General features: G+C 58.3%; 13 protein-coding genes and 1 pseudogene. 10 read left to right on the forward strand and 4 right to left on the reverse strand.

The genetic code is table 11. The features are described 5' to 3' along the window. Positions 1–30: 30 nt before the first annotated feature. From prpF to JWR14_RS05390, 3 genes are all read left to right on the forward strand, one after another. Positions 31–1,209, forward strand: a complete 1,179-nt coding sequence (prpF, locus tag JWR14_RS05380) for a 2-methylaconitate cis-trans isomerase PrpF (protein ID WP_299702634.1) — start codon at positions 31–33, stop codon at positions 1,207–1,209. Between the two features lie 183 nt (positions 1,210–1,392). Further along, positions 1,393–1,713 carry a cupin domain-containing protein gene (locus tag JWR14_RS05385; RefSeq protein WP_299702637.1) on the forward strand — a complete coding sequence of 107 codons (321 nt, stop codon included), beginning with the start codon at positions 1,393–1,395 and terminating at the stop codon, positions 1,711–1,713. 170 nt (positions 1,714–1,883) lie between these two features. Next, positions 1,884–2,519 carry a GNAT family N-acetyltransferase gene (locus tag JWR14_RS05390; RefSeq protein ID WP_299702640.1) on the forward strand — a complete coding sequence of 212 codons (636 nt, stop codon included), beginning with the start codon at positions 1,884–1,886 and terminating at the stop codon, positions 2,517–2,519. A 98-nt stretch (positions 2,520–2,617) separates the two neighbouring features. Here the strand turns inward: JWR14_RS05390 and JWR14_RS05395 are convergent, their stop codons facing one another. Further along, positions 2,618–3,520 (reverse strand): fructose bisphosphate aldolase, encoded by a 903-nt coding sequence (locus tag JWR14_RS05395; protein ID WP_366144506.1) that lies wholly within the window; start codon positions 3,518–3,520, stop codon positions 2,618–2,620. Positions 3,521–4,540: 1,020 nt separating this feature from the next. Between JWR14_RS05395 and fliD the strand changes: the two genes are divergently transcribed. Beyond that, a complete protein-coding gene (gene fliD, locus JWR14_RS05400; protein ID WP_299702646.1) occupies positions 4,541–6,169 on the forward strand; it encodes a flagellar filament capping protein FliD in 1,629 nt (542 codons plus the stop codon). Between the two features lie 594 nt (positions 6,170–6,763). Here the strand turns inward: fliD and JWR14_RS05405 are convergent. Both JWR14_RS05405 and JWR14_RS05410 read right to left on the reverse strand, forming a co-directional pair. Continuing rightward, positions 6,764–7,027 (reverse strand): annotated as a pseudogene (locus JWR14_RS05405) (ABC transporter substrate-binding protein); the annotation flags it as partial. A gap of 25 nt (positions 7,028–7,052) precedes the next feature. Then, positions 7,053–7,970, reverse strand: a complete 918-nt coding sequence (locus JWR14_RS05410; RefSeq protein WP_299702649.1) for a LysR substrate-binding domain-containing protein — start codon at positions 7,968–7,970, stop codon at positions 7,053–7,055. 148 nt (positions 7,971–8,118) lie between these two features. On the opposite strand from JWR14_RS05410, the gene JWR14_RS05415 reads away from it, so the two are divergent. Together JWR14_RS05415 and JWR14_RS05420 are read left to right on the forward strand one after the other, a co-directional pair. Continuing rightward, positions 8,119–8,970: a class II aldolase/adducin family protein gene (locus JWR14_RS05415; protein ID WP_299702652.1), complete on the forward strand. Its 852-nt coding sequence runs from the start codon at positions 8,119–8,121 to the stop codon at positions 8,968–8,970. Between the two features lie 128 nt (positions 8,971–9,098). Continuing rightward, positions 9,099–10,472 (forward strand): MFS transporter, encoded by a 1,374-nt coding sequence (locus tag JWR14_RS05420; RefSeq protein ID WP_299702655.1) that lies wholly within the window; start codon positions 9,099–9,101, stop codon positions 10,470–10,472. A gap of 9 nt (positions 10,473–10,481) precedes the next feature. Here the strand turns inward: JWR14_RS05420 and JWR14_RS05425 are convergent, their stop codons facing one another. Beyond that, positions 10,482–11,174, reverse strand: a complete 693-nt coding sequence (locus JWR14_RS05425; RefSeq protein ID WP_299702658.1) for a GntR family transcriptional regulator — start codon at positions 11,172–11,174, stop codon at positions 10,482–10,484. Positions 11,175–11,426: 252 nt separating this feature from the next. Between JWR14_RS05425 and JWR14_RS05430 the strand changes: the two genes are divergently transcribed. From JWR14_RS05430 to JWR14_RS05445, 4 genes are all read left to right on the forward strand, one after another. Continuing rightward, entirely contained in the window at positions 11,427–12,968 is a 1,542-nt protein-coding gene (locus JWR14_RS05430; protein WP_299702661.1) for a Rieske 2Fe-2S domain-containing protein, read from the forward strand. Positions 12,969–13,049: 81 nt separating this feature from the next. Continuing rightward, on the forward strand, positions 13,050–14,039 hold the full coding sequence (locus JWR14_RS05435) for a PDR/VanB family oxidoreductase (RefSeq protein WP_299702664.1): 990 nt from the start codon (positions 13,050–13,052) through the stop codon (positions 14,037–14,039). Positions 14,040–14,415: 376 nt separating this feature from the next. After that, positions 14,416–14,988, forward strand: coding sequence for a hypothetical protein (locus JWR14_RS05440; RefSeq protein WP_299702667.1), 573 nt, complete (start codon positions 14,416–14,418; stop codon positions 14,986–14,988). A gap of 221 nt (positions 14,989–15,209) precedes the next feature. Continuing rightward, the gene (locus JWR14_RS05445; RefSeq protein WP_299702670.1) at positions 15,210–16,274 is read left to right on the forward strand and encodes an isocitrate/isopropylmalate dehydrogenase family protein; all 1,065 of its coding nucleotides are present in this window, start codon (positions 15,210–15,212) and stop codon (positions 16,272–16,274) included. The last annotated feature ends 343 nt before the right edge of the window (positions 16,275–16,617 follow it).

Genomic DNA, 16,617 nt, shown 5'->3' on the forward strand with positions numbered 1-16,617 from the left:
GGCAGGCGAGCTCAATCTCAGGAGACCAAGGTGCAAAGAAAGATTCCGGCAACCTATATGCGCGGAGGCACAAGCAAAGGTGTCTTTTTCCGTGCGGATTCACTCCCCTCCGATCGGGCGCTGCGCGACCGCATCCTGCTGCGCGTGATCGGCAGTCCCGACCCCTATGGCCAGCAGATCGACGGCATGGGCGCCGCTACGTCAAGCACCAGCAAGGTCGTACTCGTAGGTCCCTCTTCCAGGGACGATTGCGATGTCGACTATTGGTTCGGCCAGGTGGCGATCGACAAGCCTGTCGTCGACTGGTCCGGTAACTGTGGCAACCTGACGTCGGCGGTGGGTCCGTTCTCGATCGCGCAGGGCTTGGTCGATGCGCCGCGCGACGGCACGGCCACCGTGCGTATCTGGCAGGCAAACATCAACGCAAAAATCATTGCGCATGTGCCGATGCAAGATGGCGCAGTGGTGGAAGAAGGCGACTTCGAACTCGATGGCGTGACCTTTCCCGCGGCCGAAATCAGGATCGAGTTCCTGGACCCGAGCGGTGAGGGCGACGACGATAGTGCCGGCGGCGGCATGTTTCCCACGGGAAATCCGATCGATACACTCGACGTACCCGGTGTCGGCGTCATCGAACTCACGATGATCAACGCGGGCAATCCGGCAATTTTCATTGACGCCGCGGCTCTCGGGCTGAAGGGCAGCGAACTGCAACGAGACATCAACGGCAATGCTGATTTGCTTAGCAAGGCCGAGGCCATTCGCGCGCATGCGGCTGTTCGGATGGGACTGTCCAGGACTGCTGATGAAGCCTCGACACTTCGGCCCCACACGCCGAAACTCGCGTTCGTGGCCACGCCCTCCGCCTATGTGGCATCCAGCGGCAAGCCGGTGGACCCGGCGACACTCGATATCAACGCCCGCATTTTCTCCATGGGCAAGCTGCACCATGCCATGACCGGTACCGGCGCAGTCGCGGTTGCGGTTGCCGGCGTGATTCCAGGCACGATCGTGCATCGGCTCCTGGCGAACAAGACGGCCGACCGGATCCGCTTCGGCCATCCGTCGGGCGTATTGGCGGTCGGTGCAGAAGCCGAGCAGCGCGACGGGTCGTGGGTCGTCACCAAGGCGGTCATGAGCCGGACGGCGCGTCGGCTCATGGAAGGGAACATCTTCGTGCCTTCATCGCTTGATTCGGATCTGCGCTGAGGCGGTGACACCTTGTGAATTTACCTTGTGAATTTACTTCACGTCGCGGTGAAAATTTCTCGCTTTGCACGCTCGTCCCGGATGGTTAGGCTTGTAAATAGCGGGTGACGTGCGCGCTATTCTTAGCCGTCGCTCACACGCTTGGCCGCAATGAATCCGGAGGGGACGATCCTGGATGCTAAATTGATCAACCTAAGCTCAGTGGCTGCGCAGTCTAAAGCAGGCTACTTCAACGAGGTCCTGACTCAGGTGAACGATCACGCGGTTCATCTGAGCGTGATGGACGCGCCATTTTTCTGGCATTTCCATCCTGATTCGGACGAAGTGTTCATCGTTCTCGAAGGCGTCTTGCTTGTCGAACTGGAAACGGCGCGATACGAGTTGAAGGCAGGCGAGATGTTGACCGTGCCAGCCGGGGTCAGGCATCGGACCAGCCCTTTGACCTCGCGATCCGTGAATCTCACTGTCGAAAAAATGAATGCGGAAAGCGTACGCGTTATCTGAGCACTCGTGCGTGCAAATGAAGGCCTGCATTGTCGCGAATAAAAATTCTGTAAAGCCCTAAGTGGTCCGCATATATATGCCGTAAAACACGAAATATTTACGGCATTTTTTCTTGTTATCAACCGGCGAGGAATCCTACACTTCTGGGAAATGATGAGACCGGGGGTGTCATGTCGAAGCAACGTACAGCAATGAAGAATCACACGCGTATCAGCTACGTTCATCGTGGTGTAGGCAGCGTAGTACTGAGACGCTTTGACCCGGCGTGCGATTCCTTCGATGAGTTGACCCAGATGCTGCACCGGTCGTTTGCACGGCTTGGCGGGATGGGGCTCAATTGCACGTGCGTTGACCAGTCCGCGCTGGTTACCCGCGCGCGCGCCACGCGCGGCGATTGTTATGTTGCGGTATGCAACGGACGGCTGGTTGGAACCATGACGCTTTACGCACAGGATGGCGAGTCGCTCTGTGCGCTTTATCGGCGGGATGATATTGCGAGCGTTCGCCAGTTCGGCGTTGATCCTGCCTATCAGAGCAGGGGGATCGGGAAGTCGCTATTGGCCTATGCGGATCACTGGGCCGCCATTCGCGGCTACGCTGAGCTTGCGCTGGATACACCGCAACCCGCTGCACATTTGATTGAGTTCTACCGTGGCCAGGGCTTCCGGATTGCCGACTTCGTCAGGTTCGCCGGCAAGCAATATGACAGTGCAATTCTGTGTAAACCGCCAGTCGCTTTCCGCCACCTTGCAGCGTGGACGCGCCGTCTTGAACTGGCGCAAGCGAGCGTTGCTCGCGCTGCATGACAAACCGGCCGCACTCATGCCTCAAGTGCGGCCGGTATCTAACGTCGCTTCGAAACCTGCTTTAAAGCAGGTTTCTCACTTAATTTCTCACCTATTGATCAGACCTTTTCAACTGAGGCCTGATAGATCTCATTGACCGACGTTGCCAGCGTTGCGTCGAACTCGCTGTCACTCATCGACTTCTTGAGCTCATTGATCAACGCACGGGAGAAACTGGCGATCATGCCGTGATTCTTCGCGAGGCGATTGCACGCGTCGGTCCGCGCATAACCGCCTGAGAGCGCCACCACGCGTACGACGGCCGGGTGCTCGATCAGCGGACGATAGAAATCCGCGACGTCCGGGATGGTCAGCTTGATCATGACCTTGCTGCCCTCGGGCAACGCTTCAAGGCCCTTGAGCAGTTCGGCCCGGAGAATGGTTTCCGCTGCCGCCTTGTCCGGGCTGTTGATCGACACCTCGGGTTCCAGGATTGGCACAAGGCCATGCGCCTGGATTTGCGCCGCGACTTCGAACTGCTGCTTGGAAATGGCCGCGATCCCTTCCTGGGACGCATGGTCGATAACAGAGCGCATTTTCGTGCCGAATACGCCCAGCTTGACCGCCCTCTCGAGCAGCGTGTCCAGTCCAGGGATCGGTTTCATCAGACGCACGCCGTTCGCTTCCGCCTCGAGCCCCTTGTCCACTTTCAGGAAAGGCACTACGCCGCGGTCTTCCCACAGGAAGGCCGGAACGGACTTTCCTTCAGCCTGCCCGTCCATGGTGGCTTCGAAAAGAATGGCGCCGATAACCTTGTCGCCGGTGAAGGCTGGTGCGGTCATGATGCGTACCCGCATCTCGTGCATCAGCGCGAACATCTCGGCGTCGCCGTTGTAGTCGCTCTCCGGAATTCCATACGCCTTCAGGGCGCCGGGCGTTGATCCGCCACTCTGGTCGAGGGCCGCGATAAACCCCGGTTTGTTGCTCATTTGCGCCAGCATCTTGTCATTAGCCACGTACATTTCTCCCTCTTAACTATCAAACCCCGGACCAGGTTTCCCCGGTCTGGGCCATTGCCTTCGATGTAATAAGTGTACTGGATTGGCGGATGAGCCTCGAAAACAAACAAACGGCGGTCGACTCTTTTGTCCGAATGTGCCGGGCGAGCGACTGTCCGACACGCTAGTCGAAACAGCGAGGGGCCGGCTTACCGCTCCTCAACTCGCCTTCCATTCACGCATAGGCGTTTGAATTTTCAGCGGATCAATCGCCGATGGCCGCCGCCTTCAAAGCCGCAAGTTCAGGTTGATTTCCAGTTTCCTGACGGGTTGTAAAAGCGAACTAACGCGCGTCACAATTCCGTGCGACCGCTTGCATCGCCTGGATGAACCGACGCCAGAATTACTTCTCTGGCTCTGACCGCACGCCCTTCGGGCCGTCCGCTCATGCTTCCTGCCCGCACTCCGGACTGCACCGCGTGCGGATCGCGAGACGGTCCATAAGCCGCAAGAATGATGCCTCGATAAAAAGGCAACTGAACGTTGCCGCCGCTAAGGCTTCCATCCAGTATGCCAAGCCGGAAAGGCCGGGCGCATTCGGAATCGCGCTCAAGCATCCGCGAAAAATAATGAAATGAAAATCAAAAAATACCGGTGAGCCGCGAGAGAAGAAGGCTTCCCCGAGGCTTGCGGAAAATTTCCGCGCAACTTTTCCACGTCACTGATAGATACGGCCTGTTTGCTGTTGCGGCCCGCCAGTCGCGCCAGGCTTCGGTGACCTCAGATCGGCTGGCCCACGCGTGGAAATCTTTTTAAAGATTTGGAAAGAACCTGCGGGAGGCGCGTGTTGCTCGCCGTTTCACCCTTGGTGGAAGTGCGCAACCATGACTGCGCCGATAGACGATGTCCAGCCAACGATGCACAGCCCGGGCAACGCGCGGCGACCGCATCGCATGGCATCACGTAAAGCCTCCCCTGAGGCTTGCCTTCAGCGGGCGATTTCCGTCGAGGCTCAACAGCAAACCCGACGTACGGAGCATTTTAATGTCGACGATTTCCAGCGCGTCCAGCGCTACAAGCGTGCCTACCCCGGCCCCCGCGACTTCGGCCAATGCCATCTCGACCGCGGCCGATACGACTGCCGCCGCCGCCTCGGCCAGGGCATCCGCCGCACAGTCCGTCATCAGCGGCTCGACGGGCAATGCATCGCTGGATGTGTCGGCCCTGGTCACGAGCCTCGTCAACGCGAAGGTGGCGGGCCAGACCGGCTCGCTGATCGCACAGCAGAGAAACGACAACACCAAGCTCTCGGCAATCGGCGCTTTGCAGGCCGGTTTGTCGGCGTTGCAGGCAGGCATTGCGCCGCTGTCGAACGGTACTGCTCTCGGACAGTTCACGGCAACCACGGACGGCACGGGGCTGACGGCAAGCGGCAGCAGCGGCGCGGCGACGGGCAGCTATTCCGTCGCGGTGACGCAAATTGCCAGCGCGCAGACGCTCTCGTCGGCAGCATTCGGCGCGACAACCGCACTGGGTACCGGCACGATGAACGTCTCGGTTGGAGACAAGTCGATGAGCGTCGACATCACGTCGGCGAACAACACCGTGAGCGGCATTGCGAGCGCGATCAACTCGTCCTCGAGCAATCCGGGCGTCACGGCAACCGTCGTGACGGGCACGGACGGCGCGCACTTGATCTTGCGTTCGTCGGCCACGGGGGCATCGAACACGATCGATGTTTCAGTGGGCACGGTGACTGACGACGCCGGTCTGTCCAGTCTCGGCGTAACGTCCACGGCCGGCGCCAGCGCCGCGGATCCGTCGACCATTGCATCGGCATCGGCATCGGCTTCGGCATCGGCATCGGCTTCGGCATCCGAGTCCGCCGTGAGCCCGTGGACGCAGACGGGATCGGCCAAAGACGCCATGTTCACCATCGACGGTACGGCCGGCACGAGTTCACGCAACACGGTGACCACCGCGATTCAGGGCGTCACCCTGAACTTGACCGCTGCGGCCATTGGCGTGCCTGCCGGCACACCGCAGACGCTGACCGTGGCGCAGGACACCACGTCGGCATCGACCGCCATCAACAACTTCGTCAATCTCTATAACACCTTGGTCACCACCTACGGCCAGGTTGCCGGTTTCGACAGTTCGAAAGCCAAGGGCGCGCAAGGCGGCCCGCTGCTTGGCAACTCGATGTTCAACACGGTCAAGAGCACGCTCGCGAGCATTGTCAGCGGCGGCGTCAAGAATGGCAGCTCCAATATTTCGCTTGGCGCTATCGGCATTGCCCTGAACAAGGACGGAACGCTTACCGCCGACAGCACGAAGATGGCCAACGAGCTGACGAGCAATCCGCAAGGCGTCGCGGCCCTGTTCAATTCGACGACCGGCGTGGCTGCCAAGATGACAAAGAGCCTGAACGGGTTCCTGGGCGAAGGCGGCCTGATTGCGAATAACCAGGACCCGCTCAACGCGGACCTCAAGGGCATCAGCACGCAGCAAGACACCTTGGCGAGCTACTCGGCCCAGCTCACTCACCAGTACCAGGCGCAGTTCACCGCGCTCAACACAGTCATGGCGACGATGAACAAGAATTCGCAGTACCTGACGCAACTGTTCGGCGGCGCTAACAGTGCCGGTGCGCTGGCGAAGGGCAAGGGGTAATTGACGAAGCATTGGCGATAGCGGCGTGTTGGTGACAAGCGCGTTTTCGCACTTGGCGAGCCCAGTCGCTAATAGGACGGCAGGTCGGCTTGGGTAATACTCCCCGCACTAAGCCGGCCGCTAATCCGAAAACCAGGGTGCTGTTGCACATAGCATGGCGTGATGCGTGCGGTCGCGCGCCCGGCTATGCCTGGCAGGTGCGGACCGGGTCAACCATCGGGCTAGCGATCGGTCCAACGATAAAAGCCACGCCCCGTTTTCAATCAGCAGGAGAGACGATGCCGGACAATCTCGAGGAGTGCGGTGCTGCGTCCGCCGTGAACCTGATCGCGGCTCAGCAAGCCGATGGTGTGACCCGCGCGAGGAAGGCACCGCGCTGATCTTCATCAGCCACAATCTCGCGCTGAAAACAGCACTAGACAGGTGCTTATTGATGTGATTCGACGTTGAGCCGGAGTGGCCATGTGATGAGGGAAAACAGGGTGTTCTTCATCAGATGCCGCGCTCAGCTGGGAAGGGTGTTGAATAGAAGTTAGGAAAACAAACTAAAACGTCTATCCCTGTTTTTCCCTTCGGCAGGCCGCGCACAAACCATCAGACCGCGGGTGCCACCGATGCGCCGTTGATCTTGTGCCGCTGCAATGAGTCCGCAACGAAGCCCGACGCTTTCATCTCTTCCACGAAACGCCGGAGATAGTCAGCCGCAGCATCACCACGGTTCTTCGCCAATCCCATTGCTTGCTGAACGACCATGAAGCGTTCACCGAGCAACCGAAGACCCGGTGTTTTCGCAGCGTCGCTTTCCAGTTGTTGTTTCACGCCCGCGGCCACCTCGATCCCTTGCTCGAGAAAAGTCTTAGCCGCGATTTGCGGCGAGAGCCGCTTACAACGGCGCGTCGGCTTGCCACTGCGCGGTCATTCCCGCTATGTCGGCGAGCCAGAGTCTGAACAGCTTAACCTTGTCGAGGTTGCGTTCGTTCGTCCGGTACGACAGGAAGTGCGTCTCGCGCATGAAGGGTTTGAAGTGCCCTTCACCGAACTCGATCAATTCGCCACGCGCGAATTCGCGTTCTGCGAGACGCGTGGTTTCGAGTGCGATACCCATGCCGTCGACTGCGGCGGATATCGCCAGCGCGCCGCGGTCAAACGAAGGGCGCGGCTTGTTCGGGAACGCCAGCCCATTCAACGTGAACCAGTCACGCCATGTCACCCGGCTGAGTTGCGAATCGATGAGCGTGAAGTCGACAATCTGCTGCTCAAGCGATACACCCTCGCGCAACATGCCGGGCGAGCACATTGGCACGATCCGCTCCGCGCCGAGCGGATACACATGCAGCCCTGGACGCTCCACCGCCATGCCGTAAGAGATGGCGATATCGACTTCATGCATGCGTGTCAGGTCGATCGGTTCTGCACCCGACGAGAGCCGGATCGTGATGTCGGGATGAGCCTGCATGAATTTAGGCAAGCGCGGACCCAGCCATTTCACCGCAAGACTGGGGGCGCAATGAACCGCCAGCACCTGTGCCTGCGGCGATAAAGCGACCTCGCTGCACGCGGCCTCGATCACATCGAATACACGCCCGAGGCTGTCGAAAAGCCTTCTGCCTTCAGCCGTGGTTTCAACGCGGCGGTTGCGTCGATGAAATAAGGGCAGGCCGAAATACGCCTCCAGTTCCTTGACCTGATGACTGATCGCGGATTGCGACAAATGCAATTCTTCCGCCGCCAGCGTGAAGCTTTCAAGTCGCGCAGCCGCTTCGAAAGCGCGCAGCAGCACGAAATTCGGTATCCGTCGCATGCGCGGTCCGTCTCCGATGGAATGTTTTTCGCCGATACATGAATCCTGTTCATCTTTCTATGAACAGTCATCGTTTGTCAATAAATGTCATGGGGACGACCATTAAGTCCTGAAAACAATCCCACTTGCTCTACAGGAGATAAATCAAATGGCGGCTGTCATGGAAGCGCGTTCCGACGCACCCGAAAATCTGGTGAAGGACGGCAAGGTATCGATTTATCAGCCGGACCAGGAAGGGCTGATCTTCCCGGAATTGCCGACGTTCGCGAATCCCGCGGCGCAGCGGCAGCACTTGAAGGAACGCCTGGTCGGGGCGTGCAGGGCGTTCGCACTACAGGGGTTTGACTACGGTTTTGCCGGCCACCTGACTGTGCGTGATCCGGAAAACCCGGGCTTGTATTGGACCAATCCGATGGCCATTCACTTCTCGCAAGTGAAGGTGTCGAATCTGATTTGCGCGGATCACGAAGGCCGCGTGGTCGAAGGCAATCATGCGATCAATCGGGCCGGTTTTGTGTTGCATGCTGCCGTTCACGAAATGCATCAGGATATTGTGGCGATGTGCCATGCGCACACAGTGTATGGCACGGCGTTCGCCGCACTTGGCAAAAATCTCGAGCCGATCACGCAGGATGCCGCCGCATTTTTCGAAGACCACGTGGTGATCGGCGATGAAGCTGGACAGGTCGCGGTCGAAGTAAAGGCGGGCCATAAAGTTGCGAATGCGTTCAAGGGTGTAAAGGCTGCCATTCACCAGAATCACGGTTTGCTTACCGCGAGCCGTCACAGCATAGAGTCAGCGGCGTTCTGGTTTATCGCCCTGGAGCGATGCTGTCAGCAGCAGTTAATGATTGATGCGACCGGCATCACGCCGAAGCTCGTCACGCCCGAACGGGCTCGCTATAGCCGCGAGCATGTGGGTAGCGAATACATTGGCTGGCTGCATTTCCAGACGATCTGGAATGACCTCGTTGCCAAGCAGCCCGACATGTTCGACTGATGACGCCATGCGTTGAACGCAGGCACGCAGCATGTATTGCTTCATGTACCACATCAAGCAGGGACGACACAGCCACCATCAAGAGAAGGCCGGCGTCCCGCTTTTATCCGACCCCCAGGAGACAAGACATGAATCCCGCTAGCCCGGCCGCATTCAGCAAACGCGACGAAGCGTCCACGTTCTCCAAGATTACGTGGCGACTATTGCCGTTCCTGTTCCTATGTTATTTGTGCGCTTATCTGGACCGCATTAACGTGGCATTTGCCAAGCTGCAAATGCTCAAAGATCTCAATTTCAGCGATGCCGTCTACGGTGCGGGCGCGGGTGTGTTCTTCGTCGGCTACCTCTTGTTCGAAGTACCCAGCAACCTGCTGTTATTGAAGGTCGGCGCCCGCCGCTGGATCGCGCGGATCATGATCACGTGGGGCATCATCTCCGCCGGCATGATGTTCGTCACCTCGCCAACCAGTTTCTATATCATGCGCTTCCTGCTTGGCGTGGCAGAAGCGGGTTTCATTCCCGCAATCCTTTTTTATCTCACCTACTGGTTCCCATCGTCGCGACGCAGCAAGGTGACCGCGCTGTTCATGACCGGTATCCCCATGTCGGGCGTGGTCGGCGGTCCACTATCCGGCTGGATCATGAACCACATGGGCGGCACGCACGGACTCGCTGGATGGCAATGGCTGTTCGTGCTCGAAGGCATTCCGACCGCGATCCTCGGCCTGATCGCGCTGGTCTATCTCGACGACAAAGTCAGCGACGCGAAGTGGCTCTCCGCACCACAACGAGCCTTCCTTGAAGGGGCATTGGTCGAGGAACGGTCAGCGCATGTCCTGCATTCCGTGAAGGACGGCCTCATGCATCCGAAGGTCTTGCTGCTCAGCCTGATCTATTTCTTCTTCACAATGGGTCTTTACGGTGTGAGCTTCTGGCTGCCTACCTTGATCAAGGCAAGTGGCGTGGCCGATCCGCTGAACATCGGTTTGCTAAGCGCGATTCCGTATGCCGCAGCGGCCGTCACCATGGTACTCGTCAGCCATAGTTCGGATGCTCGCGGCGAGCGCCGCTGGCACCTCGCGTTGCCGGGGATTGTTGGCGCAGCGGGTTTGTACTTTAGCGTTTCCTATGCGCATTCCACGCCGATCGCAATGCTTGCGCTGACCGTCGGCACGATGGGTGTGATGACAACCATCTCGCAGTTCTGGGTCTTGCCCCCGGCTATTCTCGGCGGTGCGGCCGCAGCGGCCGGCCTTGCCGTTGCCAACTCGGTAGGCAGCATCTCGGGCGTGGTCAGCCCCTATGTGATCGGGCTGATCCAGACCTCGACGGGGTCGACAGGAAACGGCGTGTTGGGGCTTGCAGTGAGCTTGATCATTGGCAGCGTGCTCGTGTTCACGGTGCCTGCAAAACTCGTGAACAGCCGCAAGCGCGAAGCGACGAAAGAAGCGATGAAAGACACTGAGCGTGTGATGGAAACCGGCGTGCAGACGCGTGCTTAAGAAGCTTATTCAAGACTGATGCGCCGCGTCTTCGGCTTCTTCACTCAGCACTTCCCCCAGCCGCCGCACCAGGTTCTCACGGGCGCGGCTGGTATGGAGGTCGGTGAGTTCCGCGGCGCGGCGAGCGTCGCCTGCGGCGATAGCCTCGGTAATCGCCGCGTGTTCGTCCCAGATGGATTTGCGTTGAGCCGACGATTGCAGCACGGCGCCCATTACCCGGCGCAGATGAACCCAGTGAAGATGCGCGGTCTCCGCAATCAACGGATTGCCCGATGCAAGGTAGATGGCGGAATGGAAAGCCCAGTCTGTATCGATCATGGCTTTCACGTCGTCGCCTTTCGACGCGCGGCGCCCTTGCGTGATCAGCGCTTTATCGAGCTTGGCGCCGCGTTGTGCCGCAAGACTCGCCGCAAGCGAATCGAGCGCGCCGCGGATCTCGTAGAGATGGGCGATCCAGGTGGGATCGAGCGGGGTGACAAGAAGACCGCGCCCTGGCGCGTCCTGCACGAGCCCGTCTTTCTTGAGCAGGCGCAGCGCCTGCAAAACGGGTGACCGGGAGACCGCAAGCTGGTCGGCAATTTCTTCCTGCGTGATGCGGGTTCCTGGTGCAAGCGATCCTTCGCTAATGGCGTCGAGCAGCACTTTATAGACTTCATCGACATAGTCGGTACGTGCCTGAAGCTTCAGAAGTTTGGCGACCATGATGGCTCTCGATAAGTTTGGATACTGAGTTCAACAGGTTACAGGCTGGCGCGGGACAGCGTCAAACGGATTGACCGGATAGCGTGCAGCGGAGGCGACCAAGCGTTTACCTGTAGAGACAGCGCGGCACTCTGAATCGTATCTTTGTATACAGAGTTCGGAGTTCAGAATCTAAAGCACAAAGCGAACGAAGACAATCGAGACGGACGACAACCCGGCTCGGCACGATGGATAAACCCAGCAGAGGACCCCATGAATATCAAGTCAGACAAAGCAGAAGGTCAGAAAAGCGCCGGTGGCGGTGTGGTGCAGAAAAAGCTCGTGCCGTTTGGCGGGTACTACACCAGCAAGGTTCCGGGCCACGATCCGGAATTGACCGAGACGGGACCCGGCACGCCAATGGGCGAATACATGCGGGCTTTCTGGCATCCCGTCTGCATGTCGATCGAACTCACCGATACCCCGCGCTTTTTGAAGATCCTGTGCGAAGAGCTGGTTGCATTTCGCGATGGCAGTGGTCGCGTGGGCGTGTTGCACGCGCATTGCGTGCATCGTGGGGCATCGCTTGAATATGGTGCGATCCAGGAGCACGGTATCAAATGCTGCTATCACGGCATGGTCTTCGACGTGGACGGCACCTGTCTTCACGTCCCGTTTCCGAATGGCGAAGAAAAGGAAGCCGAGAAATATGCGTGCTCGATCCAGCAGGGCGCGTACAAGGCTGTAGAGCGCAATGGCCTGGTGTTTGCGTACATGGGGCCGCCCGACAAGGAGCCGCCGTTCCCGGAATGGGAGGGCGACTTTACCGTTGCGCCCGGCGATGAACTCGTGGCCTACAGCAACTTCCAGCATTGCAACTGGCTGCAAGTGCAGGACAACGCCGCGGATAATTATCATCCGACCGCGCTTCACGCGGGCAAGAACGTGGTGAACGGCAAGTACCAGGGCACGACGTTCGACGAAGTCGGCGCGAAGTCCATGGAAGTCGCACCCGACATGCATTTCGTGCCGGTGCAGCAGGGTCGCAGTCTTGCCTGCGCGGGTGCTCGCCGGGTCGATAAAGACAGGCTGTTCGTGCGCGTCCAGCATCAGGTCCTGCCGAATCTGAGCCTGCACGCCTACACGTCGGAAGATGGTTCAAAGAAGAAGCTGTTCAGCCGCTTTCACATCATTCGCTGGACGGTTCCTGTCGACGATGAAAACAGCAAGATGATCGGCTGGCGCGTGATGGGGCCGGGCATTGATACGCGCGGCATCTGCGATAAATCGCTGGTCGGCTACGAGTCGATCGATTTCCTTGAAGGGCAGGTGGCCATGCGTCGTCCTGAGCGCTTTGGCAAATACAAGCTGGAGGACTTGCCGCCCATCCCGCCGAACCATCGCGAGCGCGAGAACTACAAGGACGCTCAATACGCGCCCGGCGATTACGAAGCCATCATCAGTCAGCGGCCGATCGCGGTGCATGCCCTCGAGAATCCGACGAAGTTCGACGCCGGCTTGTTCTTGTTCCGCAAGATGCTGCGTGATGCGGTACGGGGTACGAACCCGGCCGCGTCGGCGGATAACTTTGCTGAATGGTTCCGTGCCAACTCAGGCGCGCCGAATAGCTATTGCTCGGGCAACGTGTTCGATATCCCGGAAGGCGAGACCGTCGAACAGGAGGTGGCGAATCGCCGCAATGTAACGAAGCGAATCGTCGCAATCCTGACCGAAAGCGAGACGCTGAAGGGCGAAGAGCGTGCCGCGTTTGTGCGCGAAAAGTTTGATGCGCTCGAGGCGTCGGTCAAGGGTTGAACGGATCATCGCAAAGGGTTGGGCAACGCGAGTTGCCCAACCTTATGAAGACCTGCAGGTCAGGTCGTGCAAGGAAAACTAATGGCAAGTTCAGACAAACCGGCGGACGCTCGCACGCTCGAGTTGATGGTGCGACAGATCCGCTTTGAAGGCAAAGGCATTAACTCATACGAGTTCGTCGATCCATCGGGCGAAGCGTTACCCGCTTTCACCGCGGGCGCGCACATCGATATCCATTTGAACGATGGCTTCGTCCGTCAGTACTCGCTAAGCAATTCGCCGAACGAACGTCATCGCTATGTGATTGCGGTTTTGCGTGACGAAGCGGGACGGGGCGGCTCGAAAGCGTTGCACGACACCTTGCGCGTGCAGGACAAGGTGCGCATTAGTTATCCGCGCAACAACTTCGAACTCGCCGCCGATGCGAGCAAGGTCGTTCTGTTGGCCGGCGGTATCGGCGTGACACCCTTGAAAGCGATGGCGCATCGGCTTGAAGAAGTGGGCATCGACTATGAGATGCACTACTGCGCGAGGGATGCAAGTTGCACGGCATTCGCGGCCGAGCTTGCGCCGCTGCATGCCAGCGGCAAGCTGCAATTTCACTTCGATAACGGAGATCCTTCGAAGGGAGTGGATTTAAAGCGATTGTTGAGCGAGACCGCGCCTGGTGTGCATGTCTATTACTGCGGCCCGGGTGGGTTCATGAAAGCCTGCGCTGCGGCGACTGAGCACTGGACGTCCGGAACAGTTCATTTTGAACATTTCAAGGCGCCGGAACGGGCCGAGAGTGAGACCGTTGCGGCGGCTGTGGGCGAGTTCATCGTGAAGATTGCCAGCACGGGACAACAGATCCCGGTGTCAGGCGACCAGAGCATTGCCGATGCGCTGGAGGAGGCGGGTGTGGCGATTGAAACCTCGTGCCGGGCCGGATTGTGCGGTACGTGCAAGGTGCGGTATTTATCGGGCGAGGTCGAACACAACGACTGCATTCTCGGAGACGACGAGAAACGAGAGTATCTGACTTGTTGTGTATCGCGGGCGTCGAGCCGGGAGCTGGTCCTGGATCTTTAGACCGGAGGCAGCCATGCTGCAACGATGGTTACGCGCGTTGGGGCTGTTCAAGCGGCTTCACATTCTCGCTGTCAGGGCGCCCGACCTTCAACTACTTGGCGATTCCGGTTGGTCGCTTCGCGAGGCATCGCCTCACCGGTGCCCGGAGTCTGAGCGAGAGAATGGGCGCCGCTGAACCGTGGGCAGCCCTATGCTGTTCAAACCCGAACTAGAATAAAAATCCAACGGCTCGTACATCAAGTTGTTCAACTCTCCTAGCGAGCCCGGCAGCTGTCACTTATGCATTGGCTGCAGCGATTCACAGGTTGAAGACCACAACACACAACACCATTCCCGCTTCAGTCTGGTCGGTATCGAACCTGACGGTGCGGGTTCGGTGCAAGCACTTAGAGCCCGTGATCAAGCGTTAAAACATTTAACGCCTGTAAACAATCTCCACGTTACGTTCGCTTCCGTTTTTCATTTCCAGCAACGGTTCGACCTGCTGAAATCCTTGCCCGATAAGGCGCTGCGCGACTGGCATAACGCTTGTCCATTCGGGGTCGGCAGTACGCGATTGCTGATCGATTCAATTCTCGATCTCGGTATTAACGCGATCTCATGCACGCCGTCCTATCCCGGGTTGATCGAACAGGTGTTGCGTGAACTCGATGGGATCAGGCCGCGTGACCTCAAGCTGAGACTAGGCCTCTTTGGTGGCGAGGCGGGACTCAACAATCCGGATTTGCGTGCAGCCATGGAAGATAAGCGGGGTTTCAAGGTACGCAACGCGAACTTTGGGTTATCAGAAGTCCTGAGTATTTTAGGCGGGCAGACCGACTGGACGAATGACCTGCTGTTTCATGCGAGCGATGTGGTTTTTGCGGAAATCATCGATCCGGCGACGCTGCAGCGTCTACCCATTGTCGAAGGAGCGGTCGGAGAACTCGTTTGTACGCACTGCACTTGAATCGGCGAGGCGGTCTCGATGCGCCTCAAGTCGACAGAAATTTCAGCAAAATCAATAAATTAACTGAGTTTTTGTTGTCACTGATTGCCGAAAACGAGTGTTCCTTAATGATCACGCGCCTGTTCTGGCAAATATCCCCGCGACCGCGCAACAAACCTTGACTTATAACTTTCGTAGACAATAGTATACAACGGTATTCATAACTTAAAACGGAGTAGCGCATGCGGATCGTCGTATTGCCAGGAGACGGTATTGGCCCAGAGATTACGTCCGCCACGGTTGAGGTGCTCGAGGCGGCCTCGGACGCGTTCGGACTGGATCTGCAACTTATTCACGATTTAGCCGGGCACGCGAGCCTTGTCAAACACGGCGCAACGGTCACCCCGGCTCTCCTTGAACGCGTGAAGGCCTCGGACGGTTTGGTGCTCGGTCCGACAGCTACCTTTGAGTTCAAAGACGAAGCCAAGGGAGAGATCAACCCGTCCAAGTTTTTCCGCAAAAGTCTGGACTTGTACGCCAACATCCGTCCGTCGCGAACCTACGTTGGATTGAAGGCGCCGGTCGGTCCGTTCGACCTCGTAGTGGTGCGCGAGAATACGGAAGGCTTTTATGCCGATCGCAACATGGAGCAGGGCAACGGGGAAATCCTGGTGACTCCGGACGTCGCTATCTCCCTGCGGCGTATTACGCGTAGCTGTTGCGAGCGTATCGCTCGCAGCGCCTTCGAACTGGCGATGCATCGCTCGAAACACGTTAGCCTCGTTCATAAGGCGAACGTGCTGAAGATTGGTGACGGCATGTTTCTCGATGTCTGCCGCATGGTCGCCCGCGAGTATCCAGGCATGACGGTGGACGACTTCATCGTGGATGCAATGATGGCCCATGTCGTCCGTGCGCCGCAGCGCTTCGACGTGATCGTGACCACCAACATGTACGGCGATATCCTGTCGGACTTGACGTCGGAATTGTCGGGCAGCCTTGGATTGGCCGGATCGCTGAACGCGGGCGAGCATCATGGTATGGCCCAGGCGGCGCACGGTTCGGCGCCGGATATCGCGGGTCAGAACATCGCCAATCCGTTCTCCTTGATATTGTCGGCCGGCCTGCTGCTAGCTTGGTATGGACAACGAACGAAGCAAAGTGCTTTTGTCCGCGCGGCCGCCGCTATAGACAGCGTGACCGAAGAGGCAATCGCTTCGGGCGAAGCGACGAAGGACGTTGGAGGGGATCTGGGAACACGCGAAACAGGCGAAGCATTCACCCGGCGGTTGCGCAAGCGAGCCTGAGCCCGGCGCTGCGAATGCCATACCGAAAGCTCATGTCCGAGTCTTGCGTTGCAGGAACCTGGACTATTCGCGCACACCTTTTGTGGTTATAAGCCGTTTTGAACGGCTTATAACCCAATGCAGCAAGTTCGCGACACATCAGTCGAGCTCGCCTGATCGGCCTTCCGTCTTTCGCTCAGTTATCCCGAGATCGCTTCGAGCGGGCGCTGAATCAATTGAGTCAAACATGCGGGAATCCCCTAGGTCGGAATGAGGGTTTACCGTATATTATTCATCTGTATACAACCGTATATTTGACCGCATGATCTGATATCCGACTGATGCAGCAGAACCGTTCAAAGAA

This window comes from Caballeronia sp. (assembly GCF_028292365.1).
Lineage (GTDB): Bacteria > Pseudomonadota > Gammaproteobacteria > Burkholderiales > Burkholderiaceae > Caballeronia.